Source organism: Mariniluteicoccus endophyticus (assembly GCF_054780035.1).
The window spans coordinates 31,298-56,265 of sequence record NZ_BAAGXC010000020.1 but is presented as its reverse complement, the minus strand read 5'-3'; the positions used below and the strand labels follow the sequence as shown (position 1 = coordinate 56,265).

General features: G+C 69.0%; 27 protein-coding genes, 1 tRNA gene and 1 pseudogene. 7 read left to right on the top strand and 22 right to left on the bottom strand.

The window, feature by feature from the left end:
- Positions 1-47: 47 nt before the first annotated feature.
- The 4 genes from ACYVGD_RS09575 to aceE form a co-directional block, all read right to left on the bottom strand.
- Complete coding sequence (locus tag ACYVGD_RS09575; protein WP_460743184.1) at positions 48-761, bottom strand: response regulator; 714 nt, start codon at positions 759-761, stop codon at positions 48-50.
- Positions 758-1,948 (bottom strand): sensor histidine kinase, encoded by a 1,191-nt coding sequence (locus ACYVGD_RS09570; protein ID WP_460743182.1) that lies wholly within the window; start codon positions 1,946-1,948, stop codon positions 758-760. The genes ACYVGD_RS09575 and ACYVGD_RS09570 overlap by 4 nt, the downstream gene beginning before the upstream one ends.
- Positions 1,949-2,004: 56 nt before the next feature.
- Positions 2,005-2,535 carry a hypothetical protein gene (locus ACYVGD_RS09565; RefSeq protein ID WP_460743180.1) on the bottom strand — a complete coding sequence of 177 codons (531 nt, stop codon included), beginning with the start codon at positions 2,533-2,535 and terminating at the stop codon, positions 2,005-2,007.
- Between the two features lie 91 nt (positions 2,536-2,626).
- Positions 2,627-5,398, bottom strand: coding sequence for a pyruvate dehydrogenase (acetyl-transferring), homodimeric type (gene aceE / locus ACYVGD_RS09560; RefSeq protein ID WP_460743178.1), 2,772 nt, complete (start codon positions 5,396-5,398; stop codon positions 2,627-2,629).
- Between the two features lie 218 nt (positions 5,399-5,616).
- Here aceE and ACYVGD_RS09555 point away from each other — a divergent pair, with 218 nt between their 5' ends.
- From ACYVGD_RS09555 to ACYVGD_RS09545, 3 genes are all read left to right on the top strand, one after another.
- Entirely contained in the window at positions 5,617-6,036 is a 420-nt protein-coding gene (locus tag ACYVGD_RS09555) for a DUF3052 domain-containing protein (RefSeq protein ID WP_460743176.1), read from the top strand.
- Positions 6,033-6,491 (top strand): redoxin domain-containing protein, encoded by a 459-nt coding sequence (locus tag ACYVGD_RS09550; protein ID WP_460743174.1) that lies wholly within the window; start codon positions 6,033-6,035, stop codon positions 6,489-6,491. Before ACYVGD_RS09555 ends, ACYVGD_RS09550 begins: the two co-directional genes overlap by 4 nt.
- A gap of 48 nt (positions 6,492-6,539) precedes the next feature.
- Positions 6,540-6,613 (top strand) — tRNA-Val (locus tag ACYVGD_RS09545).
- On the opposite strand, the gene ACYVGD_RS09540 is transcribed toward ACYVGD_RS09545, so the two are convergent.
- The 4 genes and pseudogenes from ACYVGD_RS09540 to ACYVGD_RS09525 all read right to left on the bottom strand — a co-directional run bounded on the left by ACYVGD_RS09540 (position 6,573) and on the right by ACYVGD_RS09525 (position 9,829).
- Positions 6,573-6,935, bottom strand: coding sequence for a helix-turn-helix transcriptional regulator (locus ACYVGD_RS09540; protein ID WP_460743397.1), 363 nt, complete (start codon positions 6,933-6,935; stop codon positions 6,573-6,575). The genes ACYVGD_RS09545 and ACYVGD_RS09540 overlap by 41 nt on opposite strands.
- A 116-nt stretch (positions 6,936-7,051) precedes the next feature.
- Positions 7,052-7,765, bottom strand: coding sequence for an RCC1 domain-containing protein (locus ACYVGD_RS09535; protein ID WP_460743172.1), 714 nt, complete (start codon positions 7,763-7,765; stop codon positions 7,052-7,054).
- A 137-nt stretch (positions 7,766-7,902) separates the two neighbouring features.
- A complete protein-coding gene (locus tag ACYVGD_RS09530) occupies positions 7,903-8,463 on the bottom strand; it encodes a putative immunity protein (protein WP_460743395.1) in 561 nt (186 codons plus the stop codon).
- 60 nt (positions 8,464-8,523) lie between these two features.
- Positions 8,524-9,829, bottom strand: a pseudogene (locus tag ACYVGD_RS09525) (ISL3 family transposase).
- Positions 9,830-10,191: 362 nt separating this feature from the next.
- On the opposite strand from ACYVGD_RS09525, the gene ACYVGD_RS09520 reads away from it, so the two are divergent.
- The gene (locus ACYVGD_RS09520) at positions 10,192-10,710 is read left to right on the top strand and encodes a MerR family transcriptional regulator (protein WP_460743170.1); all 519 of its coding nucleotides are present in this window, start codon (positions 10,192-10,194) and stop codon (positions 10,708-10,710) included.
- Positions 10,711-10,728: 18 nt separating this feature from the next.
- On the opposite strand, the gene ACYVGD_RS09515 is transcribed toward ACYVGD_RS09520, so the two are convergent.
- From ACYVGD_RS09515 to ACYVGD_RS09500, 4 genes are read right to left on the bottom strand one after another with little or no spacing between them, the layout of a single operon-like run.
- The gene (locus ACYVGD_RS09515; protein WP_460743168.1) at positions 10,729-11,079 is read right to left on the bottom strand and encodes a TfoX/Sxy family protein; all 351 of its coding nucleotides are present in this window, start codon (positions 11,077-11,079) and stop codon (positions 10,729-10,731) included.
- 5 nt (positions 11,080-11,084) lie between these two features.
- Positions 11,085-11,444 carry a nuclear transport factor 2 family protein gene (locus tag ACYVGD_RS09510; protein WP_460743166.1) on the bottom strand — a complete coding sequence of 120 codons (360 nt, stop codon included), beginning with the start codon at positions 11,442-11,444 and terminating at the stop codon, positions 11,085-11,087.
- A gap of 37 nt (positions 11,445-11,481) precedes the next feature.
- On the bottom strand, positions 11,482-11,916 hold the full coding sequence (locus ACYVGD_RS09505; RefSeq protein WP_460743164.1) for an SRPBCC family protein: 435 nt from the start codon (positions 11,914-11,916) through the stop codon (positions 11,482-11,484).
- Positions 11,909-12,244 (bottom strand): ArsR/SmtB family transcription factor, encoded by a 336-nt coding sequence (locus tag ACYVGD_RS09500; RefSeq protein WP_460743162.1) that lies wholly within the window; start codon positions 12,242-12,244, stop codon positions 11,909-11,911. Before ACYVGD_RS09500 ends, ACYVGD_RS09505 begins: the two co-directional genes overlap by 8 nt.
- Before the next feature lie 703 nt (positions 12,245-12,947).
- On the opposite strand from ACYVGD_RS09500, the gene ACYVGD_RS09495 reads away from it, so the two are divergent.
- Together ACYVGD_RS09495 and ACYVGD_RS09490 are read left to right on the top strand one after the other, a co-directional pair.
- On the top strand, positions 12,948-14,066 hold the full coding sequence (locus ACYVGD_RS09495; protein ID WP_460743160.1) for a VanZ family protein: 1,119 nt from the start codon (positions 12,948-12,950) through the stop codon (positions 14,064-14,066).
- The gene (locus tag ACYVGD_RS09490) at positions 14,063-14,782 is read left to right on the top strand and encodes a glycerophosphodiester phosphodiesterase (RefSeq protein ID WP_460743158.1); all 720 of its coding nucleotides are present in this window, start codon (positions 14,063-14,065) and stop codon (positions 14,780-14,782) included. The genes ACYVGD_RS09495 and ACYVGD_RS09490 overlap by 4 nt, the downstream gene beginning before the upstream one ends.
- 68 nt (positions 14,783-14,850) lie before the next feature.
- Here ACYVGD_RS09490 and ACYVGD_RS09485 read toward each other — a convergent pair whose 3' ends face one another.
- The 9 genes from ACYVGD_RS09485 to ACYVGD_RS09445 all read right to left on the bottom strand — a co-directional run bounded on the left by ACYVGD_RS09485 (position 14,851) and on the right by ACYVGD_RS09445 (position 23,590).
- Positions 14,851-16,338 carry a carboxypeptidase-like regulatory domain-containing protein gene (locus ACYVGD_RS09485; RefSeq protein WP_460743156.1) on the bottom strand — a complete coding sequence of 496 codons (1,488 nt, stop codon included), beginning with the start codon at positions 16,336-16,338 and terminating at the stop codon, positions 14,851-14,853.
- A gap of 124 nt (positions 16,339-16,462) precedes the next feature.
- Positions 16,463-17,311: an ammonia-dependent NAD(+) synthetase gene (nadE, locus tag ACYVGD_RS09480; RefSeq protein ID WP_460743154.1), complete on the bottom strand. Its 849-nt coding sequence runs from the start codon at positions 17,309-17,311 to the stop codon at positions 16,463-16,465.
- Positions 17,312-17,343: 32 nt separating this feature from the next.
- Complete coding sequence (locus tag ACYVGD_RS09475) at positions 17,344-17,805, bottom strand: GatB/YqeY domain-containing protein (RefSeq protein WP_460743152.1); 462 nt, start codon at positions 17,803-17,805, stop codon at positions 17,344-17,346.
- 82 nt (positions 17,806-17,887) lie between these two features.
- Complete coding sequence (locus ACYVGD_RS09470) at positions 17,888-18,712, bottom strand: SGNH/GDSL hydrolase family protein (RefSeq protein WP_460743150.1); 825 nt, start codon at positions 18,710-18,712, stop codon at positions 17,888-17,890.
- The gene (locus tag ACYVGD_RS09465) at positions 18,709-19,491 is read right to left on the bottom strand and encodes an enoyl-CoA hydratase/isomerase family protein (protein ID WP_460743148.1); all 783 of its coding nucleotides are present in this window, start codon (positions 19,489-19,491) and stop codon (positions 18,709-18,711) included. Before ACYVGD_RS09465 ends, ACYVGD_RS09470 begins: the two co-directional genes overlap by 4 nt.
- Positions 19,484-21,853 carry a glycoside hydrolase family 31 protein gene (locus ACYVGD_RS09460; RefSeq protein ID WP_460743146.1) on the bottom strand — a complete coding sequence of 790 codons (2,370 nt, stop codon included), beginning with the start codon at positions 21,851-21,853 and terminating at the stop codon, positions 19,484-19,486. The genes ACYVGD_RS09465 and ACYVGD_RS09460 overlap by 8 nt, the downstream gene beginning before the upstream one ends.
- Positions 21,854-21,866: 13 nt before the next feature.
- Complete coding sequence (locus tag ACYVGD_RS09455) at positions 21,867-22,250, bottom strand: hypothetical protein (RefSeq protein ID WP_460743144.1); 384 nt, start codon at positions 22,248-22,250, stop codon at positions 21,867-21,869.
- Between the two features lie 54 nt (positions 22,251-22,304).
- A complete protein-coding gene (locus ACYVGD_RS09450; protein ID WP_460743142.1) occupies positions 22,305-22,514 on the bottom strand; it encodes a CDGSH iron-sulfur domain-containing protein in 210 nt (69 codons plus the stop codon).
- Positions 22,511-23,590, bottom strand: a complete 1,080-nt coding sequence (locus ACYVGD_RS09445) for an iron-containing redox enzyme family protein (protein ID WP_460743140.1) — start codon at positions 23,588-23,590, stop codon at positions 22,511-22,513. Before ACYVGD_RS09445 ends, ACYVGD_RS09450 begins: the two co-directional genes overlap by 4 nt.
- A gap of 237 nt (positions 23,591-23,827) precedes the next feature.
- On the opposite strand from ACYVGD_RS09445, the gene rpsO reads away from it, so the two are divergent.
- Entirely contained in the window at positions 23,828-24,091 is a 264-nt protein-coding gene (rpsO, locus tag ACYVGD_RS09440; protein WP_460743138.1) for a 30S ribosomal protein S15, read from the top strand.
- 153 nt (positions 24,092-24,244) lie between these two features.
- Here rpsO and ACYVGD_RS09435 read toward each other — a convergent pair whose 3' ends face one another.
- On the bottom strand, positions 24,245-24,730 hold the full coding sequence (locus ACYVGD_RS09435; protein ID WP_460743136.1) for a hypothetical protein: 486 nt from the start codon (positions 24,728-24,730) through the stop codon (positions 24,245-24,247).
- Positions 24,731-24,968 lie beyond the last annotated feature (238 nt).

The window sequence follows — 24,968 nt, the reverse complement described above, 5'->3', positions numbered from 1 at the left end:
CGGTCGGTGCGTACGCCGGGCATCGTGCGCGGGGATGGTCTGCGGCCTCAGCCCTCGGGATGAGCCGCGAGCAGATCGGCGGGCGCGACGAGGCCCGTGCGGAAGGCGAACAGCACGGCCTGCACACGGTCGCGGGATCCCGTCTTGGCCAGCACGTGGGAGACGTGGGTCTTGACCGTCGGCATCGAGATGAACAGACGCTCGGCGATCTCGAGGTTGGTCCAGCCGCGGGCCACGGCCACGAGGATCTCCTGCTCCCGCGGGGTCAGCTCGGCCAGCACGCGCCGGTCGGCGGGGGAGAGCCCGGGCTGGGCGCCCGCCGCCGCGGCGGCGCCCCCACCGAGGGCCGGGCGTACGCGCTCGAGCAGACGGGCCGTGGAGCGCGGCGAGATCACCGCGTCTCCCTCGTGCACGGTGCGGATCGCCGCCAGCAGCTGCTCGGGCGGGGTGTCCTTGAGCAGGAACCCGGAGGCGCCGGCCGCCAGCCCCTCGGTGACGTAGTCCTCGTCGTCGAAGGTGGTGAGAATGATGACGCGGCTGCTCTGCTCGGCGGCGATGCGCCGGGTGGCCGCGATGCCGTCGAGCCGGGGCATCTGCACGTCCATCAGCACCACGTCGGCCGTGGCGTCGGCATTGGCGTTGATCGCCTGCTCGCCGTCGGCGGCCCGCCACACCACGCGCAGGTCGGGTTGCGAGTCGACCACCATGGCCACTCCGTGCGTGAACAGAGCCTGGTCGTCGGCCAGGCCGACGCCGATCACACGACCACCTTCATGCCCGTGCCGCCCGCGGACTCGTCGTCGCGCAGGGGCAGCCGGGCCGTCACGCGCCACACCCCGTCGGCCGCCCCCGCGGACAGGGTGCCGCCGCGCATGTCGACCCGCTCCCGCATGCCGATGAGCCCGTGCCCCGCATCGGCGGCGGGTAGCTGGGCGGGCAGCGGGTTGGTCACGACGACGCGTACGCCGTCGGCCGCGCGGTCGATGGCGACGTCGGCACCCACGCGGCCGGCGTGCTTGAGCACATTGGTCAGCGACTCCTGGACGATGCGGTAGACCACCAGCCCCGCCGCGGGGGCGAGGGAGAGATCGTCGATGCGCGTGGTCAGGTCGAGGCCCGCCCGGCGATAGTCGTCGAACAGCGCGGGCAGGTCGCCGGGACCCGGCGCGGGCAGGGTGTCGCGGGAGTCGTCGGAGCGCAGGACGTGCAGCAGCTCGCGCATCTCCGCAAGCGACTCGCGGCCGACCTCGCCGATGGTCTCCAACGAGCGCACTGCGGCCCCGGGTGAAGCCGCGGCGGCGTACCGGCCGCCGTCAGCCTGGGCGATGATCACGCCCAGCGAGTGGGCGACGATGTCGTGCATCTCGCGGGCGATGTGGGTGCGCTCGCCGAGCGTGGCCAGCCGCAGTTCCTGCGCCTGGCTGCGTCGCAGGGCCTCGGTCTCCTCGCCCCGCTTGCGGGCCAGCGCGCCCAGCAGCGCGAAGAAGCCCACGGCCAGCCACTCGACGATGAGGACCGGGAAGCGCTGCCACCACGGCAGGTCGATGATGTCGCGGCTGTAGTCGATGGCGGCCCACAGGGTCCCGGCCAGCAGCGCCAGCATTGCCCAGCGGCGCAGCGGCCGGCCCAGCCGCGCCTGCGAGAGGTAGGCCGCCCACAGGGCCGCCACGGCGGCGACGGCGGTGTAGCTGTCGAGGATCAGGATGTGCGCCACGCAGGCGACCGCGAGGACCGCGACCGCCGCGCGCGGTCGCGTGGAACGCAGCGCCAGCGCCAGCCCGGTGGCGGCGATGACGGCCAGCCAGCCGAGCAGCTGCACCGTGCTGATCTGCTCGACGGGCTGCACGAGCACGCACACCAGGCACCACGGCAGGGCCGTGAGGGCGTCCACGATCAGGGGATGCCGCCGCGACCAGCGCCACGCGTGATCGAGCAGGGAACCGAGCATGGGAGCAGCCTAGGAGCGCGCGTCGACGTGCGCCTCGTACCCCGGGATGAGACGGGTCAGCCCCTCAGCAGCGTCAGCACCGCGCGGTGATCGGTCGCCCAGCGCTGACCCAGGTTGTCGGTGAAGCACACCGCGAGGATCTGATACTTGTCGCTCTTCATGTACGGCCGCAGGTGACCGTGGTGGCACTCGGGGGAGTCGGCGAAGTCCCAGACGAACGGGCTGCCCGGAGGATTCAGCAGCGCGCAGAACGAGCCCGGCGGAAGGATGTTGAGCCTGAGCGGGCGCTCGGTCTCGGCGCCGTGCATGCGTACGCGGACCTCGACGTCGTGGAAGGTGGAGCCCGAGGTGTTCGACAGCATCACGCCGTAGCGGCGGTGTTCGGGGTCCGGGTCGGTGACGGCCCACGCGGTGAGCCGGGAGGCCTGGGCCTTGGCCTCGCGGTCGCGCTCGGCCTGCCGCCGGTTGCGGTCGGTCAGGAACTGGCCCGCGGCGACCACCACCGCGAGCGTCGTGATCCACGTGGGCAGATCGCCCATCCAGTTCGGCCAGTCGACATGTCGCTCCTCAAGGTGGGGGAGCCCCATCGTTGCATTACCACGGGTCAGTCAACCGGGTGCGAACGCGGGACGGCCCCGCGGTTCAGGAGAACCACGGGGCCGTCCCGGACGTCGGGCCTCAGGCGCCGGCGCCCTCCTGCTTCACACCGGCGACGGCCGTGGGGTCGTCGACCTGGTATTTCTTGAAGGCCTCGGCCGGGGCCTCCTTGCGGTACTTCCCATCGCGGGCCAGCGCGTCGAGCGTCGCGACGACGATCGACTCGGCGTCGGTGTGGAAGAACCGACGCGCCGCCGCGCGGGTGTCGGCGAAGCCGAACCCGTCGGTGCCCAGCGAGCGCCACGTGTTCGGCACGTACGGACGGATCTGGTCCATGACCGCGCGCTGGTAGTCGCTGACGGCGACGACCGGACCCTCGGCACTCTCGAGGCGCGAGGTGATGTACGGCGTCTTGTTCTCGGCCTCGGGATGGTTGAAGTTGTCGTCCTCGACGTGCATGGCCTCGCGGGCCAGCTCGTTCCACGACGTCACCGACCAGACGTCGGCGTCGACGTGCCACTCCTCGGCGAGCATCTGCTGGGCCTTGAGCGCAGCCGGCACCGACACGCCCGAGGCGAGGATCTGGGCCTTGGCGTTGCCGCGGTCCTCGGCCGGACGGTAGAGGTGGATGCCCTTCAGCAGGCCCTCGACGTCGAGGTCGTCGGGCGCACCCGGCTGCTCCGTCGGCTCGTTGTAGACCGTCAGGTAATAGATGACGTCCTCGCCGTTGGGGTGGTCGGGGTCGCCGCCGTAGCCGTACATGCGGCGCAGGCCGTCCTTGACGATGTGGGCGACCTCGAACGCGAACGCGGGGTCGTAGTGGACAACCGCGGGGTTGGTCGCCGCCAGCAGCGGCGAGTGACCGTCGGCGTGCTGCAGGCCCTCACCGGTCAGGGTGGTGCGACCGGCGGTGGCGCCCATGAGGAAGCCGCGAGACAGCTGGTCGGTGGCCGCCCAGATGAAGTCGCCGACGCGCTGGAAGCCGAACATCGAGTAGAACAGGTAGACCGGGATCATCGGCTCGCCGTGGGTCGCGTACGCCGTGCCCGCCGCCGTGAACGACGACAGCGCGCCGGCCTCGGAGATGCCCTCGTGCAGCAGCTGGCCCTGGGCCGACTCCTTCCACGACAGCAGCAGCTTGCGGTCGACCGACTCGTAGTTCTGGCCCGCCGGGTTGTAGATCTTGGCGGTCGGGAACATCGAGTCCATGCCGAAGGTGCGGAACTCGTCGGGCGCGATCGGGACGATGCGCTGGCCGATCTCCGGGTCCTTCATCAGGTCGCGCAGCAGGCGCACGAACGCCTGCGTCGTGGCGACCTTCGGGACGGCGTGGCCCTCGGCGGGCTTGGCCAGCAGCGGCTTGTAGGTCTTGTCGGCCGGCAGCTCCAGCTTGCGGGGGTTCACACGGCGCTCGGGGGCGTAGCCCCCGAGCTTCATGCGCCGGTCGATCATGTACTTGATGACCTCGGAGTCGTTGCCCGGGTGGTAGTAGGGCGGGTTGTACGCGTCCTCGAGATGGGAGTCGGGGATCGGGATCTTGATGCGGTCGCGGAAGGCCTTGAGGTCGGCCACCGTGAGCTTCTTCATCTGGTGGGTAGCGTTCTTCGCCTCGAGGGCGTCGATCGTCCAGCCCTTCACCGTCTGGGCGAGGATGACCGTGGGCTGGCCGACGTGGTTGAACGCCGAGCTGAACGCCGCGTACACCTTGCGGTAGTCGTGGCCGCCGCGCGACAGGTTCTTGATCTGGTCGTCGGACATATCGGCGACCATGCGCGCCAGGCGCGGGTCGTCGAAGAAGTGGTCGCGGATGTACGCGCCGTCCTCGGTCGTGTAGGTCTGGAATTGCCCGTCGGGCGTGGTGTTCATCTTGTTCACCAGCGCACCGTCGACGTCCTGGGCGAGCAGCGGGTCCCAGTCACGGCCCCACAGCACCTTGATGACGTTCCAGCCGGCGCCGAGGAACAGAGACTCGAGCTCCTGGACGATCTTGCCGTTGCCGCGCACCGGGCCGTCGAGCTGCTGCAGGTTGCAGTTGATGACGAACGTCAGGTTGTCCAAGCCCTCGCGCGCGGCGACGTTGATCGCGCCCAGCGACTCGGGCTCGCCCATCTCGCCGTCACCGAGGAACGCCCACACGTGCTGCTGGGAGGTGTCCTTGATGCCGCGGTTGTGCAGGTAGCGGTTGAAGCGCGCCTGATAGATCGACGTCATCGCGCCGATGCCCATCGACACCGTCGGGTGCTCCCAGAAGCTCGGCATCGAGCGCGGGTGCGGGTAGGACGACAGGCCGTTGCCGGCGCCGCGCGAGTGCTCCTGACGGAAGCCATCGAGCTGGTCGGCGCTCAGGCGGCCGAGCAGGAACGAGCGGGCGTAGATGCCCGGTGCGGCGTGGCCCTGGACGAAGACGTGGTCGCCGCCGCCCGGATGGTCCTTGCCGCGGAAGAAGTGGTTGTAGCCGACCTCGTACAGCGACGCGGCTGACTGGTAGGTGGCGATGTGGCCGCCCACCTCGAGGCCCTTGCGGTTGGCCTTGGAGACCATGATCGCGGCGTTCCAGCGGATCGCGCGGCGGATCAGGCGCTCGAGGTCCTCGTCACCGGGGAAGTAGGGCTCGTCCTCGGGGGCGATGGTGTTGATGTAGTCGCTGCTGCGCAGCGCCGGCAGTCCCACCTGACGCTGGCGCGCTCGGTCGAGCATCTTCAGCATCATGAACCGTGCGCGGTTCTGTCCCGAGGCGTCCAGCAGGCCGTCGAACGAGTCGAGCCACTCCTGGGTCTCCTCGGGATCGATGTCGGGAAGCTGGAATGCCGTGCCCTCGGCGGTGATCGCGGGGCGCTCTCCTGGCCTGGCCATGCAGACTCCTTACTGCGTGCGTGTGAATGCAGGTGCATTCCGGGTCATCCTCTCACTTCCCGCCCGGTCGGTTTCACGGGGGACCGTGGTTGTCATCACGCCCCTCACCCCCCTCCTGTTCCTCCGGTCCGGGTGCGTCTGGCACGATTTGACCAAGGCCGTACGCGGCGTACTTGCTCGTGCCCTCGGGGCACGGCGGAGAAAGAAGCGAGGATCGGGTGGGCAGCACAGGACCAGGCGTCGCGGCGATCGCCGACAAGCTGGGCCTCAGGCAGGGCATGGTCGTCCAGGAGTTGGGCTGGGACGAAGACGTCGACGACGACTTCCGTGTCGCGATCGAGGACTCGATCGACGGCGAGCTGGTGGAGGAGGCCATGGAGGCCGTCGACTCGGTGCTGCTGTGGTGGCGCGAGGAGGACGGCGACCTGGTCGACGGGCTCGTCGACGCACTGACCGACCTCACCGCCGGCGGCTCGATCTGGCTGATGACGCCGAAGGTCGGCCGCGAGGGTCACGTCGAGCCCGCTGACATCGCCGAGGCCGCCACCACCGCGGGCTTCTCCCAGACCGGCACCGCCGGGGTCTCCACCGACTGGGCCGCCACGCGTCTCGTGCGGCCCAAGGGCGGTCGTCGGTGAGGCCGGAGGCCGGCACCCGGGTCGAGCCCTTCGAGGGCACGAACCAATACGGCCAGATCACCGCGGTTCCCGACGGGTCGTGGTGGCTGCTGTTCTTCTACCCCTATGCCTTCACCGGCATCTGCAGCGCCGAGCTCCGCGCCCTGCGCGACCTGCGGCCGCAGTTTGACGCCCTCGGGTGTCGCATCGCCGCCATCTCGTGCGACACGACCTTCTCGTTGCGCGTCTTCGCCGACGCGGAGGGCTTCGGCTGCAACCTGGTCTCCGACCACTGGCCCCACGGGGCCATCTCCCAGCGGTTCGGCGTCTTCGACGAGTCCAAGGGCGCCTCGCGCCGCGGTTCGTTCCTGATCGACCCCGACGCCGTCATCCGCTGGACCGACTACAGCGAGGCCGGACAGGGACGCGACATCGCCGCCCACCTGCAGGCCCTGCGCGATCTCCGCGCCGCCTGAGACCCGATTGGCCGTGGCGGAGATCGCCGCTACCATAAAGCGTCCCTCGGGCGCATAGCTCAGTTGGTTAGAGCGTCTGCCTTACAAGCAGGATGTCGGGGGTTCGAGTCCCTCTGCGCCCACCCCACGCACAAGGCTCGAACCCTTGCCATCGTCGATGGTTTCGGTTCGGGCCTTATTGCTGTCTTGGGCCCAGGTGATTCGCTTGAACTGCTCTGACGCGTGACCCCGATCTCGCCAACCGGCCTGCCGAGCAATCTCCAGGATCGACAGGCGCGTTTGTCGCAGCAGACGAGCCATCTCCTGGACACGCCGACGCGTCAGCCACGCAATCGGCGCCATCCCGATTTCCTCGGTGAACAACCTCATCAAGTGTGAGCCTGACACATGCACCACCCGGGCCAGCTCGGCGATTGACCATCGATGCCCGAGGTCGTGCGGCATCGCCTCCAGTGCCGCTGCAACCTCACGACGAGGCCGGACGGCACTCGGGGATGAAGAAACAGCATTCGACGCCTGAGGTCGGGCGACGGGCACGGCGCAGTCACCGAGTCGCGCTTCTACACGGTCGGTCCGCGCCACGAGCCCGTCTCACATTGTTGGAATGCATTGCTTCCTGTGGCCAGGACGAGACCGTCTCTGCGAAGGCCGAGGGTATGAGTCGCCCCAGCGGCAACAGCCACGACGTTGTGCCAGCCGCCCACATCGCATTGTCCATACGTATTGTCGCCGGCGGCGAATACGTTGCCTTCGGCGTCTATCGCCACTGTGTGACGGCTCCCGGCAGCGATGGAAACTATGTTGCGCCACATGGAGGTTAGGGCTGGTGCAGCCGTCCGATCACCGGCCACGAGGACAGCGCCGCCGCTCGTGACTCCAACAGTGTGAAGGTAGCCCGCCGCGATGGCCCGCATCGCGCTCCAAGAAGCTACCTCACATTGACCCCGCTGGTTGTTTCCAACGGCCACGACGGTCCCATCGGATCGGAGGCCGACGCTATGCCAGTCTCCCGCTGCGACCGCAACGACCTCCGTCCAAGACTCCACGTCACACGCGCGCTCCCGCCCACGGCCAGCTGCTCGAACTGTTCCGTCGGCCAGCACCGCCAAGGTGCGGCGCCATCCTGCAGCGATACCAATGACCGTGCCCCACGAACGGACATCGCACTGCCCATCCCCGTTCCATCCAGTCGCCACGACTGTTCCATCGTCGCGAAGGCCCACGGTGTGGGATTTCCCGGTGTTGGAGGCAAGATGAACGTTTCCCGCCGCCACAGCCACAATCCTTTGCCACTGTGCGGTGCTGGTCTCGGGAGTCCCACCAATGCCAGTGCAAACCACACATCCGTCGGGGCGCAGGGCAACGGAGTGCTTACGCCCGGCTGCTATCGGCGAACCAGCGCCCGTCCAGATCAGCACTGTCGTCCCGCCATTCTCCGGATGAGTGAGTCCAGAGAGCTCATGACTCCGGATACCTCGCTGGCCCCTTTGCTGGGCTGGGGATACAGGAACAGAACCTCAATGACGGCTGGGGTTAGCCGTTCCAGAACGACATCCAGACTCCCATCGTGATAGACAAAGCCCCCGGCCTTCTTCCGCAGCGCGAGGGCTGCATGCGACGGCCCGCGCAGGATATGCCCGACTTGCGTGGCTCGCGCCAGGGGGTGGGGGTACGCCGAGGCGGCTGCATCACCAGCAGCCATAGCAGCGTGGCTCGCGCATTGACCCGGGGCTTTCGCAGCGCGGTGGGCCGACACTGCCGTGGTCCGTTGTCTGCGAGATCGAGGTTCCCCGGAAGCGAACGCCCACGCAGCCTCAACGGCATCACGGGGACGAGCATCCTGTGGATGCTCCGCCTCGAACAGCCCCAGGACCAACTCAGCACACGATGCGTTGAAGGCCGTGACTGCCCGGATCTTCGCCAGGGGCAAGTCGAGATACGGCCGGAGGGATGGTGCGGTTGTCGGTTCCATGTCTTCGGTCACGCTTTATGATTGTAACTGTGAATATTCGGTGTAAGCTTTGCCGGCTCTTCACGAATGAGGGTGTAGCGCGGGTCTGAACCCTCCGGCTTCGAGCAGCGACCGAGCGATGTAGTGGGTGAGGTTGCGGAAGCCGAGGGCGGAGCCGCGGAGGTGTTCGAGTCGCCCGTTGATGGCCTCGGTCGGGCCGTTGCTGGTGCCGGGGCGGTCGAAGAACGCGAGGATGTCGCCCGCCCGCTGCTTCATGGTCCGGCCGAGCTTGCGGACCTCGACGAGCGCCGCGGGAACGCCGCTGCTGATCGCAGCGATCACCTCCTGCATCATCGCCTTCGCTTTCTTCTTGTCGGGCTCCCGGTAGGCCGCGACGATGCGCTGGTAGATGCCCCAGGTCGCCTCGACCTCGACGTGCTCCTCGCTCGCGAACACTGCGTCCAGGCGTGCCCGCTGCCGGTCGGTGAGCAGGCTCGCCCCGGTGTGCAGGGTGCGGCGGGCTTTGTAGAGCGGGTCGCCCTTGAGCCCGCGGTGACCGGTGGTGTCTTGCTGGACCCGACGCCGGCAGACATCCAGCGCGTCGCCGGCGAGGCGGACCACGTGGAACGGGTCCATGACGGGGACGGCGTCGGAGTTCCTCGGCGGCAGCGGTCTTGAACCCGGCGAAGCCGTCCATCGCGACCACCTCGATCCGCTTCGCCCAGTCCGCAGGACGGGCGACGAGCCACTGCTTGAACACCGCCTTGGAGCGGCCCTCGACCATGTCCAGCAGCCTCGCCGGCCCGGTCTTGTTCCTCGCGGGCGTGAGGTCGATGATCACGGTGACGTACTTGTCGCCCAGCCTCGTGTGTCGCCAGACGTGCTCGTCGACACCGATCGTGGTGACCTCGTCGAACCGGGCGGGGTCGTCGATCAGGCGCCGCTTGCCTTCCGCGAGGACGGCGGCGTTCGCGGCACTCCAGGACACCCCGAGACCTGCGGCGACGCGGGTGACGGTGAGGTGGTCGATGACGATGCCCCGCAGCGCCCACTCCAGGCCGCCGCGGGAGATCTTCGCACGCGGCGCCGCTGCCCGCGTCATGTCCTGCCGCCACGTGCGCCGGCAGTTTCCGCACCGGTACCGGTGCACCCGCACCAGCAGGGTCGTCGGCCGGTGCCCGAACGGCTCGTGCGCCAGTCGACGCGTGACCGTGTCCCGCGGCACGCCCTCGACACCGCACTTCCGACACCACGGGTCGTCCTCGACGACGCGGCATTCGATCGTGGCCCGATCCGGCTCGATCAGCTGGCCGACGGCGACGAGGCCGAGCTCGTCGAGGCGGCAGAACGTGGTCAGGTCAGGGGTCGCGAAAGTAGGGTGGAGCACGTCGAGGTCTTTCGGGATGGCGAGCGTGAAGAACTTCCATCATCCGGGAGACCTCGACCCCTACCCGGCCACCGACGCGCTCAACCGACTACACCCTCGTTCGTGAAGAGCCGCTTTGCCCTTCTAGTTCGGTTGATGTTGCTTTCAACCTTCAAAAGGGAATCTGATGAAGCCGATCGATCTCGCACGCTCGGCAGGAGTGTCCCCACAAGCCGTCCGCAACTACGAAGGCGCAGGGGCTGCTGCCGCCAGCCCTGCGCTCCCCGAGTGGATACCGCGTCTACGAACAGCGACACATGGACGCTCTTCATGCCTTCCTGCTGTTGGTGCGAGCTGTTGGATACCGGCTCGCCAGGCGGATCATGACGGCCATCACCAGGGGCGACGTCGACGACGCGTTGGCTCACCTTGATGCAGCCCATGCGTCACTGGCTCAGGATCGGGAAACCCTCGGCCGGCTTGAGAAGGTACTGGCGACTGCGGCAGCAGGCCGTCCTGCCGAAGCGACTACTGATCCCCTGACGATCGGAGAACTGGCACGCAAGCTAGGCGTGACGCCGACCACTCTTCGTAGCTGGGAGAAGGCAGGGGCATTGGCTCCGCGGCGTCACCCGGCCGGGAATCGCGAGTACCAACCCGAGGACGTTCGTGACGCCCACCTCGTCCACATGTTGCGGCGCGGACACGTCCCACTCCCGCACATCGTGACGGCGCTGGAACAGATCCACTCCAACGGCAGCCTGGACGAGGCCCTTGCGCAAGTCCAAGGCTGGCGTGCGCGAGTCAACCAGCGGTCTCGATATCTGCTCGCCGCTTCGACACGGATCGAAGCAGTTGCTGCCCGTCAGGATCCGGCAACCTTCGGGTCCGTCACCGTCTGAGCTGAGTCGAACTGCTCCTCATCCGAGCCCGGTGATGGCGCGGTTGTAGGTCATGGCGGTGTCGATCCAGAAGGTCAGGTGGTGGTCGTCGAGCGCGTCGGGGTGGACGGTGATCCAGCCGGGGCCCATGGTTCTCCCGGCGCCCATCTCGGCTTGGTCTGCGCCTGGCTGGTTCAGCAGTGACTCGTGGTTGGTGGCGTCGACGCGGACCAGGAGGCGGCCGTCCTTGCCGACGCTGACGATCATCTTGTTGTTGACCATGATCGCGCGACCGCCGAACATCGACACTTCACGCACGTCGGGCTCGGCGACAACCAGTTCACGTACCCGCTGCAGGAGGGCGTCCTGTGGCGGTGTCGGGGCAGTCATCCGTGTCAGCCTTGGGTGGGCGGGCCGTAGGAGAGCCGGTCGAAGATCAGCACGCTGTCGACGATCTTGCCGTCACGGATGGTGAAGCACTCGGCGGCGGGTGTTGTGTCGGTGGTCGCGGTTTGCGGGTAGTAGAACAGGGCCACACGGTCACCGTCGCTGAACTCGGCAATGTCACCGATCCCGGTCAGGCTGGGCGCGAAAGCAGCGATGAAACCCTGGTAGGCCTGCTTGCCGTCCAGATCGACGCCGGGGGCTCGGCAGGTGATGTCTTCGGCGACGTAGGTCATGGCGGTCTCGATGTCACCTGTGGTCCAGGCCCGGTGGTAGCTCGTGACGATCTCGTAGGGAGTCAGTGATGTCATGCTGGGGTTCCTTTCGTCATCCGTGTTGTGGTCGGTGTCAGTCTGTGAGAGGACGCCAGTGGTCGGGACCGGCGTCGCGTCCTGCGCCCGCGAGGCGCAGGCGGGGCAGGAAGTTGGCCCAACCGTCAGCGTGGCCACGAACGGCACCGTCGGGCAGGTTGAAGTGCCGTAGATCGACGCGGGTTCCCGTCGTGGTCGCGGTCAGCGCGAACTCGACAGTGGAAGCCCCGGCCGGCAGTTCGTCGTTGCCGGGGAAGCCCCAGGAGACCACCACGCGTCGGGGCTCCTCGACCGCCAGGTACTCGCCGCGGACGGGGTAGCCGGCAATGTCGACGGCGAACCGACCGCCGGGGGTGGGGTCAAGATCGGCGTACTGGCCCATCCATGCCGTCATGCCCTCGTTCGTCGTGAGGTAGGCGAACACAGTCTCCGGTGATGCGGCGATCTCGATCCAGTCTCGAAACTCAGCCATGACGGTCTGCCTCTCGCTGTTCGATCACGGACTTCAACGCGGCCAGCTTCCCGGGCCAGAAGTCATCCAAATACGACCGCACCGCCGCCAAGCCATCCGTGTTCAGCGCGTACAGATGACGCGTCCGATCAGCCGTGACCGTGGCCAAACCCGCACGTTCCAACGTCCGCAAGTGGTGGGAGGTCGTCTGTTGCGACAAGCCCACCATGTGGGCCACTTCACCCACCGGTTGCGGACCTGAACGGATCACCCGCAAGATCGCGCGCCGGTTGGCATCAGCCAACGCGCGCAACGCCACGTCAACATCGATTGCTTCTGCCGCGTCCACGTGCCACCTCCTATGTTCGTGAACCACGCTAACACAAATAGGGGTTTGTACTTACGGATATTTGGATACCGATGTGAAAGGTGCTCTGTCTTCAGTTGCAGCTGACCTATCGCTCACGCCAAGCCACACGCGCGATAACTGGTGGTTGAGCCGCATGCTCTGGTGTCGGCCAGCAGCGACTGGTATCTGTGCGCCAGCGCCGAGGGAACGGTGCGGTACTTCAGGTGGTCCGTATCGAGTACGCCGCCCTGTTGGCTGAGCCGTGCTCAGGTCCTGTGCTGGATGTGCCCGGGTCTGGCGCGACCATCGCGCCCGGTTCCTCGACCAGTTCACTCCTGTGAGTGTTGATGCCTGGGTCCGGGCGGAGCGGTGGGTCGACGCGCGAGTGGAGTGTCCGCTCCAGCCCGATGGATGCGTCCGGGAACCCGCCGGGTGAGGGTCGGCCACTGCCAGCCGCCCGACACTGGGCACGCCGTCAACAGCGGCCGCCAGGCCCCGCTGCGCACCTCGGCGACGTGGGCCGCGAGCTGCGCCACCGAGCAGGGACACATCAAGTCTGGGCGGCGGTCGGCGTCCACGAAGAGACGATCGCGCGGCTGAACGCCTCGCTCGCCGATCTGTTCGAGACGCACAGGGTGCGACAGCTCGTGCCGGGCGCGTGCTCGATGTATGGGTCGCCGCCGGCCGTGGGAGACTCCTGCCCGTGGTGGACAACGCGATCAACTCCCTCATGGTGGGCGGCGCTCTCTCGCTCGTGCTGTTCATCCCGTTCGTCATCTGGCAGTACCGGCGCTACGGCGAGATCGCCGAACTCCGGCTGGGCCTGATGTGCGCGCTGCTCGTCTACTGCGCGGCGCTGATCGCGTACACGATGTTCCCGCTGCCGCAGACGCTGTCGGACGCGTGGTGCGCCCGCCACCAGCGCCTCAACCTCGACCCCATCGAGGCGGTACGCCGCGTCCAGAGCTCCACCGCCGGGCTGCCGCTGCACAAGGCGCTCATGGACTTCTCCGTGCTCGAGATGGTCTTCAACGTCGCGCTGTTCGTGCCGCTGGGCTGGTTCGGCCGCCGCATCGGCGAGTGGAAGGTGCTGACCACCGCGCTCGTGGGCCTCGGCACGTCGCTGCTCATCGAGGTCACCCAGTTCACCGGCGTCTACGGCGTGTTCAAGTGCGCCTACCGTCTGGCCGACGTCATCGACCTGTTCACCAACACCACCGGCACGCTCGTCGGCGTCGCGCTGGCGACGCTGTTCCCGCACCTGTTCCCGACCTCCGACGAGCTCGAGGCCACCGCCGACCGCGCCCGGCCCGTCGACAAGGGGCGCCGCTGGCTGTCGCAGGTGCTCGACATGACCTACTTCCTCGTCGTGTGGGCGGTGGCCGCGTTCTTCATCACCCTCGTCTACCGCTATCTCGGCCGGGTCACGCTCGAGAACCCGACACCCGCGGTGGAGAAGTGGTTGATCGCGGCCAACGTCATCGTCGTGGTCTTCGCGCTCGTCGCCACCATCAGCGGCGACGGCTCGTCGCTCGGCCAGCGCACCACCTACCTGCGTCCCGTGCGCGACGGCCGGGCGCCCGAGTGGTGGCGGCGCCTCCTGCGGCCGCTGGCGGTCATGGTTCCCGTAGCCGTCCTGATCTTCGGCCAGGACACGTGGGTCGGGCAGGGCATCGGCCTGGTCTGGGCCCTCGCCGCGATCCTGTCGATCTTCTTCACCCGCCGCGGGCTCAGCGGCCTCGCCGCCGGCGTCGAGTACGTCGACAGCCGCGACCCGGCGTACACCAGCAGGAAACCTGCACCTGAAACGATCGACGCATGACGAAGATCTGGGCCCACCGCGGCGCCTCGGCGTACGCCCCCGAGAACACCATCGAAGCCTTTCTGCTGGCTGCCGAGCAGGGCGCCCACGGCGTCGAGCTCGATGTCCAGCTCAGCGCCGACGGCGAGCTGGTGGTCGTCCACGACGAGACGATCGACCGCACCAGCGACGGAACCGGCACCGTCGCCGCGATGACGCTCGCCGAGCTGCGTGGGCACGACTACGCGAACGGCATGGACGGATTCAGCGGCGTCGCGCTCCCGACCCTTGCCGAGGTCTTCGAGGCGCTGCGTCCCACCGGACTGTCGGTCAACGTCGAGCTGAAGAACGGCATCAACTTCTACCCGGGCATCGAGAAGGCCACTCTGGCGGCCATCGAGGCGTCCGGCATGCGTGAGCGTGTGCTCGTCTCGTCGTTCAACCACTACAGCCTCAAGACGCTGCAGCAGCTCGACCGCGATGTGCCGCTGGGACTGCTGTTCGCCGAGGGCCTCTACCTGCCCTGGGAGTACGCCGCCGACTTCGGTGCGGCCGCGATCCACCCGTGCCTGCCATTCCTGCAGGTCAGGGGTGTCGTCGAGTACGCCCACCAGGCCGGCGTCGCGGTCAACGTGTGGACCGTCGACGAGCGCGAACACCTCGAGCTGTGCGTGGCCCTCGGCGTGGACGCGATCATCACCAACCGCCCCGACGACGCCCTCGCCGCCCTCGGCTGAGCGCCCACCGGAACACGGCGAACGGCCCCTGCGAAGAGGGCCGCTCGTGTGTAGCGGTGGGTGGGAGGTCAGCGGCCGGTGCTGGCCAGGCCGCCCTTCTCGTCCTTCTCGCTCGGCGTGTAGGACTGGCCCTTCGCATCGGGGCGTCCCTCCGTCGGGTCACCGGTCTCCCCGCCGTTCTGCGTGGCGTTGTGGTCGAGTGGGTGCTTCACCAGCGAGATGGGCTTGTGGGTGTTGGAGCCGTCGTACGCCAGCTGGACGCGGAAGTCGCGGTTGGTGCGCCAGCCGGCCGGCAGCGTCACGGTGATGTCGAACTTGCCGGTCTCATCGGTTGTCGCCCGACCCAGCTCGCGCGAGGCTCCGCCGGTGACGTCGCGCAGCACGACGGTGGCGTTCGCGATCGGGCCGTGCTCGTCGGCGAGCTTGCCGAAGGTGTGCATCTCATCGCCGTTGAGCGTGTAGACCGGAGTGTTGTCCCCGGCCTCGTTGACAAGCATCGACGCGGCGCGCATGTCGATCTTCGTCGGCGTATCCGTCGGGGGCGGCGTCGTGACGGTCGGGGACGTTGTGGCGCGCGGGGCGGCGGTCGTGGAGGGCTTGGGCGTCGCGGAGCCCGACTGCTTGGCCGTGGTCGTGGGCTTGGCGGTCCGGGTCGGCGTCTTCGTCGGGTTGGCCGGGGGCGTCGGCTTGGCGGTCGCCGACGGCGAGGCGGAGCCCGACGGCTTGGCCGTCCGGGTGGCCGGCGGCACGGTCGTGGGCTGGGGGACGCTCGACCCCGCCGAGACCTCGAACTTGTCGGACCAGACCGGCGCGTCGGGCGCCGCGGCGTTGGAGATGCGGACGTCGTAGGAGCCGGCCGGCAGCGGCGGCATGGTCCACCACACCGTCGCCGTGCGGGTGGTCGGGCTGATCGCTGCGTACTGGGCAGCCTTGGGGTCGTTGACCTTCTGCCACTTGCCGTCGCGTTTGAGCTGGACCACGTATTTGTCACCCGCCAGGCCCGCCTCGAGCTTGTAGCCGATCTGCTCGCCAGGGAGGAAACGGTCGCCGCTGCGGGGCTTCGCGGAGAGCCCGACGAATTTGGCACGGGCCGAGTTGACACGGAACTGCTCGACCTTGCCGCGGTTGGTGCCGGGCACCTTCGCCGGGTCGGTGGTGTCGGCGGGAGCCACGAAGAAGTCCTCGTTGCCGCCGGTCATCGGGGCCTTCAGCTTGTCGATGGTGATCGTGGCCGTCGCGTCGCCACGACCGTCGAGGGCGACGGCCGTCGGCTGGGACACCCGGGTGATCCTCATCGGCGTCTTGGTGCGGTCGGCGTGGAAGACCGCGAAGTCGATCTTGGCGTTCGGGGCGCCGTGCAGCATGGCCTTGACCTGCCTGCCCTCGTCGACACCGTCGTTGAGCTGACCGATCGGGATGGAGATCGTGCAACCGATCCGGTCGGTCGATGGGACGGTGCAGAACCGCTTTGTGTCGGACGAGATGTCGGCGTACGCGACGCCCACGCCGATGGCGAGCGGAGCAGCGACTGCGAGAGCCGCTACGGATGCGATCACAGACCTGCGCATTTGGTGTTCCCCCTGAACCACGGCCGCCGACCACCGGCTGCCATCACGAGGGTACGAAGCGGACGCCGCCCGCGAGGTTCCCCGGGGGCGGAACAATCCGCATTCCGTGTGGTCAGGAGCGCTTGCGGCGCTCCCACGTGCGCGGCGTGACCGGCAGCGCCCGCTTGTGGGCCGTACGCCGGTACCAGCCCAGGATCGTCTTCTCGGCCTCGGCCGGGATCTCCTTGCCCTCGAGGTAGTCGTCGACGTCGCTGTAGCGGACCCCGAGTGCGACCTCGTCGGCGATCAGCGGCTTGTCGTCCTCGAGGTCGGCGGTGGGAACCTTCTCGACGACGCGCTCTCCGGCACCCAGATGGCGGGCGATCTCCTTCACCCGTCGCTTGGGCAGCCCCGCGAGGGGAGTGAGGTCGCACGCGCCGTCGCCGAACTTCGTGAAGAAGCCGACCACGGCCTCGGCCGCCTGGTCGGTGCCGATGACGAGCATGTTGCGCGCGCCGGCGACGGTGAACTGGGCGATCATCCGCTCGCGGGCCTTGACGTTGCCCTTGACGAAGTCGTCCTTGTCGTCGCTGACCGGCATGCCCGCGCCCAAGAGCTCGGACCACATGCCGTCGACCGACGGCTTGACGTTCACCGTCATGGTCTCGTCGGGGCGAATGAACGCCAGCGCGCGCTGGGCGTCGTCCTCGTCCTTCTGGACCCCGTACGGCAGACGCATCGCCACGAAGGTGGCGTTCCCGCCGCGCTCGCGTACCCGTTCGCACGCCAGCTGGGCGAGGCGACCACCCAATGAGGAGTCGACGCCGCCGGAAATGCCGAGCACGTAGCCCGCGCACCGCGTCGTCTCGAGGTAGTCGGCGAGGAACGCGATGCGGCGCTCGGCCTCGGCCGCCGCGTCGAACGTCGCCGGGTCCACGACTTCGAGCTCGTCGATGATCTGCTGCTGCATCCGGGTGTCCATGCTCGGCTCTCCTGGTTCGGCGGGGTTCGGGATCACTTCGCCATGAGGCGCTTCTTGACGGCCGCGGCGACCGTGCCGCCGTCGGCCCGGCCCTGGGCCTTCGCGTTGACCGCCTTCACGATCTGGCCCATCTGCTTCATCGAGACGTCTGGACCGGCGGCCGCCATCTCGGCCTCGACCAGCGCGTCGAGATCCTCGGCCGACAGAGGCTCGGGGAGGTACTTCTGCAGGATCTCGGCCTCTGCCAGCTCGGTGTCGGCGAGGTCCTGGCGGCCGGCCCTCGCGTACTCGGCGGCGGAATCGCGACGCTGACGGACCTGCTTGGTGACGACGGCGAGCTCCTGGTCGGCGGTGAGCTCGTGTGCGGCCTCGCCGGAGACCTCCTCGGTCTGCAGGGCGGTCAGCACCGCACGCAGGACCTTCGTGGTCTCCTTCTCCTTCGCCTTCATCGCAGCGGTCATGTCGGCGCGCAGGCGGTCCTTGAGCTCGGCCATGTCAGTTCCTTCCGTCGGTGGTTCCCCGCCATCCTGTCACGCACGGCAACGACATTTCCGCACGGTCGGGGACGGGGGCGGGTCAGTCGGCGACCGGCAGTGCGGCGGTCGGGTCGACGACCTCGGCACGGGGACGCTTCGCGCTCATTCCGTCACCCGAGGAACGGCCGGTTAGTCGGCGCTGCACCCACGGACCGAAGTAGGTCCGCGTCCACGATGCGTCGTTGGCCAGCCGCGTACGCCACGGCACGGCCTCCAGCGGTGGCAGGGCCTGCGGCAGCTCGGCGTCCTCGGGGCGCAGGCCCAGCGCGGCGTACGCCCTGAGGCTGACGCGCTCGTGGCCGTCGGGCGTCATGTGGATGCGGTCGGCGCCCCACAGGCGCCAGTCGCGCAGCTCGTCCATGCCCCACTGGTTGACCACGTACGCGCCGTGGCGCTCCGCGATCGACCAGATCTTCGCCGCAAAGGTCGCGGCACGCCCGCGGGTCATCTGGATGATCGGTGCCTCCGATGGGTCCACCGGCGTGGCCATGAGCACGTCGGCACCGGCCTCGCGGCAGCGTACGACGGCCTCCTCGAGCTGCTCGGCGAGCGCGTCGATGTCGGCGCGGGGCCGCAGGATGTCGTTGCCGCCGCCGACGAGCGAGACCAGGTCCGGCTCCAGCTCGAGCGCCAGCGGGACCTGGCGGGTGACGATGTCGTCGAGCTTGCGCCCGCGGATGGCGAGGTTGGCGTACTCGAACTGGGAGGCGTCGTGGGCGGCGACCTTCGCCAGGCGCAGGGCCAGCCGGTCGGCCCAGCCCACGAACGCGTTGTCGCGGGAGGTGTCGACGTCGCACATGCCCTCGGTGAACGAGTCGCCCACGGCGACGTAGCGGCGCCAGGGCCGCGGCTGCGTGCCGATCATGCCTCGAGCCCTGCGTCCGGGGTGTGACGCGTCCAGCTGAAGTCGGGCGTACGCCGCTCCAGGAACGCCGCGCGTCCCTCGGCCAGATCGGGTCCGTGGTTCGCGCGCCGCAACCAGCCCGCGGCCACGTCGGCCACGTCGGGCCGGCCACCCGCCAGCCCATCGACGACCTCCTTGCTGGCCTGGACGGTCAGCTGCGAGCGCGAGGCGATGCGATCGGCGACGTGCAGCGCGCGGTCGAGCGCCGTGTCGGGTGCGACGACCTCGTCGACCAGGCCGATGTGGAGCGCGCGGGCGGCGCCGATCGGCTCCCCGGTGAACATCAGGTGCTTGGTGGCGGCCGGGCCGATCAGGTTCACGAGCCGCTCGGTGGCCGACAGCGGATAGATGATCCCGAGGTTCGCCGGCGGCACCGAGAACCGAGCGTCGTCACCGGTGATGCGCAGGTCGCAGGCGGTGGCGATCTCGCAGCCCCCGCCCAGGCAGAACCCGCGGATCGCCGCAATCACCGGCTTGGGGCACTCCGCGACCGCGGCCTCGGCGGCGACCGGCAGCCGCGCGTCGCCGAGCTGGTCGAGGGCGGCGATGTCGGAACCCGCCGAGAAGTTCTCGCCGGCACCGGTCAGGACGACCACCTTCACGGCGTCGTCCTCGGTGAGCCGGGCCATGAGAGGGACGAAATCCTCCCACATCCCGACGGTGATGGCGTTGCGCTTGGCGGGGTTGTCGATGGTCACGACGGCGGTGTGGCCGTCGATCCGGCAGGACAGCTCAGGCACGGGTCATCCCCTTCGGGTCGTCGATGGTCAGCGGGCGGGTCTCGCCGTCGGGCAGGACGACGTCGAGCCGCTCCCACGGCGGCGAATATGCCCCCGTAGTCGCCACTGCCAGGTGCAGCGCGTCGGCGGTGGACGTGAACGTCCAATCGACCACCAGGTGGTCGTCACCCCTCCAGCCGTGGCCGACGCCGTCGTCGTCGAACAGCTGACCGGACACCGTGACCTCGCCCGCGCCCGCTGGGGCGGGGAACAGGCGCAGCGTACGGGTGGTGTCGGCCGCGACGTCGACGTGGGCCACCCGGTCGGACAGCGCGATGCCCGCGCCCGCGCGCACCAGCAGCGGCAACCGCTCCAGCGGGGCGTCGAGCGTGATCTCCTGGCCGGCGGCGTGGTGGGTGCCGGTGTGCCAGTCGATCCAGCCGTGCCCGCCCTCGGGCAGGCGTACGCGGCGCGTGGTCGCGCCCGGCTCGACGACCGGGGCGACCAGCAGGTCGCGGCCCAGCAGGAAGTCGTCTGTCTCGTCCCATGCACGTGGGTCGTCGGGGAAGTCGAAGAACAGCGGCCGCAGCATGGGGTCGCCGTGGGCGGCGGCGCGCCACAGCAGCGTGTAGAGGTGGGGGAGCAGGCGGTAGCGCAGCGCGATGGCCCCGCGGACCGCCGGCAGGACCTCGGGATACATCCACGGCTCGTTGACCGTGCCGTCGTCGTTCCAGGAGTGGATGGTGAACCGCGGGTGCATCACGCCGTTCTGGACCCAGCGCACGAACAGCTCGGGATCGGGACGGTCGCCGGAGAATCCGCCCACGTCGTGGCCGATGTTGTACAGCCCCGACATCGACATGCCCACGCCCATGCGCGTGTTGTAGCGCAGCGTCCGCCAGCTCGTCCGGTTGTCGCCCGACCACGTCTGGGCGTACCGCTGCAGGCCGATGGGACCCGAGCGGGTGATGAGGTACGGCCGCTCGTCCGGCGCGTACGCCTCCTGGGCCTCGCGCGACGCCTTGTTCATCAGTAGTGGATGAAGCGGGCGCGCCGCGCGGACGGGGAACGGACGCCCGAAACCCGCGCACACTGAGCCCCCGTCGGTGACCGGGTATTCGTTGTTGTCGTTCCACGTCGACCCGATGCCCATCTCGAGCAGCTGGGTGGTCACGCCCCGCTGCCACCAGGCGATGGTCCGCGGGTTGGTCATGTCCAGGTGGGACCCCCAGTCGTCCCAGAACGGCGAGCGCTCCGGCCGCCCCGTGTCGGGGTCGGTGAGGAACAGCCCGTCGCGCTCGGCGTCCGCGTACGCCGGGTGGTCGTGGAGCAGGCACGGCTTGATGTTCGCCGCGAGGTGGAGACCCGCGTCGGCGAACGCCTTCGTGGTCGCACGCGGGTCGGGGAACTTGTCGCGGTTCCAGTGGAAGACGTAGCGCTTGCCGTCGATCGACGTGTAACCCGAGCTCAGCTGGAACGAGTCGCACGGGATGTCGTGCTCGCGGCACAGGTCGATGAACTCCAGCAGCTGCTCCGCGGCGTTCTCGGCGTCGGTGTAGTGCATCGTCGACCCCGAGTAGCCCAGCGACCACCGCGGCGGGAAGCACGTGGCTCCCGTCAGCCGCCCCACGCCGCGCGTCACGTCCTCCATCGAGTCGGCCGCCCACAGGTAGTAGTCGAGGTCGCCGCACTCGGCGGTGTAGGTTCGGTAGCGGCGGTGGTAGTTGTCGATCTCGTTGCCGAGGTCGAACCAGCTCGTGGCGAGGTTGTCGTAGAGCATACCGAACGGCTGGCCGGCGTTAGCCGTGATCGTCACCGGCACATGCTTGTAGAGCGGGTCGGTCGAGCCCGCGTCGTAGCCCATCGCGTCGAGCCCGCGGAACTCGAACCTCCGCCCCGTGCGCTCCAGGTCGCCCGCCTTCTCGCCGAGGCCGAAGTAGCGGTGGTGGGACGGGAAGTCCTGCCAGTGGTGGACCGAGCCGTCGCGCCCCACGGCGTACGCGCCCGTCGCCCGGTCGTGGACCAGCGGCGTCCACCCCGCGTCGCCCGCGCTGTGGTCCCACTCCAGCCGCAATGGCTCGGTCAGGACCCGTACGCGCAGCCGCTCCGTCGCGATCGTCACCACACCCGCGTCCTGCGACAACGAGAACTGCGGCAGCCCGAAGCCGTCGAGGCTGCCGCGGTCGCGGCCGGCGAACGGTACGTCACCACCCGGCGCCACGAGCCACGTGCGGTCCACCAGCGAGGTTCCTCCCGGCTGGAGCCATACCCGGAACAGCCGGTCGTCCAGCACCGCGACCGTCAACCGGTGGGCCCCGTCGACCTCCCACACCACCCGATGATCGTCGTGGTCGACCAGACGGGCGGACTGCAGGATCTTCATGTGATCAACCTACTCATCCGTTGTGCCCGCACGCCGTGCAGGTGGACATGGGGATGGCGATCGACACCGGGCCCGGGCTGTGCGCGACCTGCGGGGGAGCGGCCCCGGCGAGCGGGCCCCTGTGCCCGATCTGTGCCGACGCGAGGCAACACCTGCCCGCCAGCGGTAGTGCTGGGTCCGCCTCGCCGACCTGGTCGGCCGCCGCATGGAGGTCGCCGAGCGCGAGCTCGACCTCCTCGCCCTCGACGTCGAGCCCCGTGGAGGCATCGACCAGACCACGCTCATCGTCCGTGCCCCGGCCGGCGCCCTCATGTGGGACCGCGTCGGCTTCGTCTCCGACGAGGCGGTCGCACGCGCACCCGAGGTGGCGGACGTCCGCTGGATCGCCGCGAGCCACCCGCACATGTTCGGGACCCTCCCGTGGCCCGCGGGTTCCCGCCGTCCGCGGGTCTCAGGGCGCCTTGAACCCGGCGAGGCGATGGGAGCCGTCGCAGAACGGCTTGTCGCCGGACCGGCCGCAGCGGCACAGCGCGACCGGACCGTTGCGCAGGGGGAGGGGTCTCCCCTCGACGTCGCACACTTCAACGTCGCCGCGCACGATCAGCGGCCCGTCGGGATAGGCGGTGATCCGGGTGGACGGTCCGGGTGCGGTGTCGTTCATCGTGCCCCCTCCTCGGGTGCGAGGGGGCCGCGCAGCGCGCTGCGGCCCTCCTTCCAGGCTGCCAGCAGGTCCTCGGCCACCAGGCCGTCGACGAGGAGCGAGGCGGCGGCCCCGAACATGATGTCAGCCGTGCGTCCCGGCTCGTCCTCGGCCAGCGCGCCGGCGAGGTGGTGCGCGGCGATCTGCTCGTGGACGGCGTCGGCCTGAACGTGCTCGGCGAAGTAGCGGGTCACGTCGTCACCGAAGCCGACGCGCGCGAAACCGTCCCGGTAGTGGAGGTTGGGGGTCGCCGAGGTCATCTCGAACGCGGTGAGGTGGCCGATGATGGCCCCGAGCAGCCTTCGGTTGAGGCCGAACAGCGACATTGTGTTGTGGGACGCCAGCACGCGTGCGGGGAGCAGGTCCACGTGGGCCAGGTGGTCCGTGGACAGTCCTGCCCCCGCCATAGACGCGGCGAACAGTGTCGAGTGCATGTCGCCCAGATCGCCGTTGCCGTACTCGTCGGCCTGGATCTCCACCAGGGCCGCCTTCGCCCGGCCGCGTACGCGGGGGATCGCCCAGGAGTGCGGGTCGGCCTCGCGAAGCGTGTAGAGCCCACGGAGGACGAGGAGCTCGCGGAGCTGCTCCCGGGTCGCACGCTGCTTGACGAAGCGTGACAGCGGCGAGACCTTGCCGCCCGTGAGGTCGAACAGGGCCCGTGCGACGGCCCGGGAGCGGGGTTCCGGCACTTCGATCCGGCCCACACGTCGCCTCAGGTCGCTCTCGAGGAGGGACTCCAGGTCGCGACGCACGCCCAGGAGGGCGGCGTCCCACTCCAGGATGTCGGCGGACGGGCCGAACCATCCGTAGGGGATGCCGTAGAGCAACAGGAGGGAGAGCTGGAGGTCGTCGTCCTCGAGCACGTGGTCGTGGTCGGGGCGGGGTGGGCGCCAGGACTCGCACGCGCGCCGTGCGGTGTCCGCGGTCCCGCCGGAGGTGAGGACGTGGAGGATCGCCGTGCTCAGCGCGCCGCGGGGGCTGACGTGCGCAAGGTGTGCGCTGGCCTCGGTGCTGCTGGGGTGGAGTGTGGTCGTCATCGCGCCTTTCTCGTCCGGACAATGCAGAGAGGGCCTGACGGGGATCTGCTTACCCTGGACCCGCGGAGCCGACGGCTCCATCGACAAGTCGATAATACCGCTGCCTCAAGTGGCGCCGGACGTCTTCGGGCTGGTATCTTCGCCCGGTTGCCGTCACGACGGCCGCGGATCACCAAGAGCTCCCGATGCACTCGAGCAGGGGGCGCCGCGCAACGGGAAACCGGAGAGGAGCGTTCCATGGACGCCGAGACCAAGAAGCAGATCATCGAGGAGTACGCGACCAAGCCGGGCGACACGGGTTCGCCGGACGTGCAGATCGCTCTTCTGACCAAGCGCATCGCCCACCTGACCGAGCACCTCAAGCAGCACAAGGGTGACCACCACTCGCGTCGTGGCCTCATGCTGATGGTCGGCCAGCGCCGCCGCCTCCTCAACTACGTCGCCAAGCAGGACGTCGAGCACTACCGAGAGCTCATCAAGCGCCTCGGGCTGCGCCGCTGACCCGCACCGCAGACGAACCGGACGCCGTCCTCCTTCGGGAGGGCGGCGTCCGTCGTCTCTGGCCGGCGGAGGATCAGGTCGGCGGAGGATCAGGTCGGCGGAGGATCAGGTCGGCGGAGGATCAGGCCGGCGGAGGATCAGGCCGGCGGAGGATCAGGCCGCGCGGCCCACGACCGAGCAAGCCTCCCGCAGCTTCGGCAGGCACCGCGCCTCGTAGGCTGTGGACTCGACGATGATCCGCCATCCCTCCTCGGTGGCGGGAATGTCCAGGATGTCGAGGTTCTTGGACACCGAGGTGCCGTCGGCATAACGGATCACCACGTCGTAGTCGATCGAAGCAGAACGGCGACGCCCGGTGGTGCGATGGCTGCCGGTCTGCTTCACCAGTTCGATCTTGGCGGGTTCGCCGTGCTTCGCGATCAGCTCACCCGTCGCGCCGTCGCTGCGGCGGGACATGTCGAAGGTGTAGAAGCCCAGTGTGCCGACCACGGCGAGCAGGAGGATGCCCAGGGGGATGCGGAGGAGACGCAACCCGTCCCGTTGGCAGAAGCTCCACAGGAAGAACAGGACCACGGCGGCTCCGACCAGGTAGAGGCCATGGGTGTAGACGACTCCGAGGAGATACGCGAGGACGACCATGCACGGATGATAAAGCGCGTCGGGTGCGGGCGGGCGGGTCGCGGTGGGGGAAAGTTCCCGCGTCGGGTAGCCTGAGAACACAACCACATACCTATGAACACCAGATCGCGCCTGCCCGGCTGTCTCGGGAGTCATCGGTCCTCGGTAGTGGTCTTCGGGAGTTGCGCACGCGCCCGCGGACCTCGATCGAAGACCGTCTCCACCATCGGACCGGCCGCGTGCGACTGCGATCGCACCA

What these genes read in the sequence shown, in the direction of transcription:
- ACYVGD_RS09450 (WP_460743142.1), bottom strand. Translation starts at nt 22,514, where the DNA reads ATGAACGACACCGCACCCGGACCGTCCACCCGGATCACCGCCTATCCC.
- ACYVGD_RS09435 (WP_460743136.1), bottom strand. Translation starts at nt 24,730, where the DNA reads ATGGTCGTCCTCGCGTATCTCCTCGGAGTCGTCTACACCCATGGCCTC.
- ACYVGD_RS09520 (WP_460743170.1), top strand. Translation starts at nt 10,192, where the DNA reads ATGACGGCCATCACCAGGGGCGACGTCGACGACGCGTTGGCTCACCTT.
- ACYVGD_RS09470 (WP_460743150.1), bottom strand. Translation starts at nt 18,712, where the DNA reads ATGATCGGCACGCAGCCGCGGCCCTGGCGCCGCTACGTCGCCGTGGGC.
- ACYVGD_RS09490 (WP_460743158.1), top strand. Translation starts at nt 14,063, where the DNA reads ATGACGAAGATCTGGGCCCACCGCGGCGCCTCGGCGTACGCCCCCGAG.
- ACYVGD_RS09530 (WP_460743395.1), bottom strand. Translation starts at nt 8,463, where the DNA reads ATGGAACCGACAACCGCACCATCCCTCCGGCCGTATCTCGACTTGCCC.
- ACYVGD_RS09570 (WP_460743182.1), bottom strand. Translation starts at nt 1,948, where the DNA reads ATGCTCGGTTCCCTGCTCGATCACGCGTGGCGCTGGTCGCGGCGGCAT.
- ACYVGD_RS09505 (WP_460743164.1), bottom strand. Translation starts at nt 11,916, where the DNA reads ATGGCTGAGTTTCGAGACTGGATCGAGATCGCCGCATCACCGGAGACT.
- ACYVGD_RS09510 (WP_460743166.1), bottom strand. Translation starts at nt 11,444, where the DNA reads ATGACATCACTGACTCCCTACGAGATCGTCACGAGCTACCACCGGGCC.
- ACYVGD_RS09460 (WP_460743146.1), bottom strand. Translation starts at nt 21,853, where the DNA reads ATGAAGATCCTGCAGTCCGCCCGTCTGGTCGACCACGACGATCATCGG.
- ACYVGD_RS09540 (WP_460743397.1), bottom strand. Translation starts at nt 6,935, where the DNA reads ATGCCGCACGACCTCGGGCATCGATGGTCAATCGCCGAGCTGGCCCGG.
- aceE (WP_460743178.1), bottom strand. Translation starts at nt 5,398, where the DNA reads ATGGCCAGGCCAGGAGAGCGCCCCGCGATCACCGCCGAGGGCACGGCA.
- rpsO (WP_460743138.1), top strand. Translation starts at nt 23,828, where the DNA reads ATGGACGCCGAGACCAAGAAGCAGATCATCGAGGAGTACGCGACCAAG.
- ACYVGD_RS09565 (WP_460743180.1), bottom strand. Translation starts at nt 2,535, where the DNA reads ATGGGGCTCCCCCACCTTGAGGAGCGACATGTCGACTGGCCGAACTGG.
- ACYVGD_RS09445 (WP_460743140.1), bottom strand. Translation starts at nt 23,590, where the DNA reads ATGACGACCACACTCCACCCCAGCAGCACCGAGGCCAGCGCACACCTT.
- ACYVGD_RS09475 (WP_460743152.1), bottom strand. Translation starts at nt 17,805, where the DNA reads ATGGCCGAGCTCAAGGACCGCCTGCGCGCCGACATGACCGCTGCGATG.
- nadE (WP_460743154.1), bottom strand. Translation starts at nt 17,311, where the DNA reads ATGGACACCCGGATGCAGCAGCAGATCATCGACGAGCTCGAAGTCGTG.
- ACYVGD_RS09515 (WP_460743168.1), bottom strand. Translation starts at nt 11,079, where the DNA reads ATGACTGCCCCGACACCGCCACAGGACGCCCTCCTGCAGCGGGTACGT.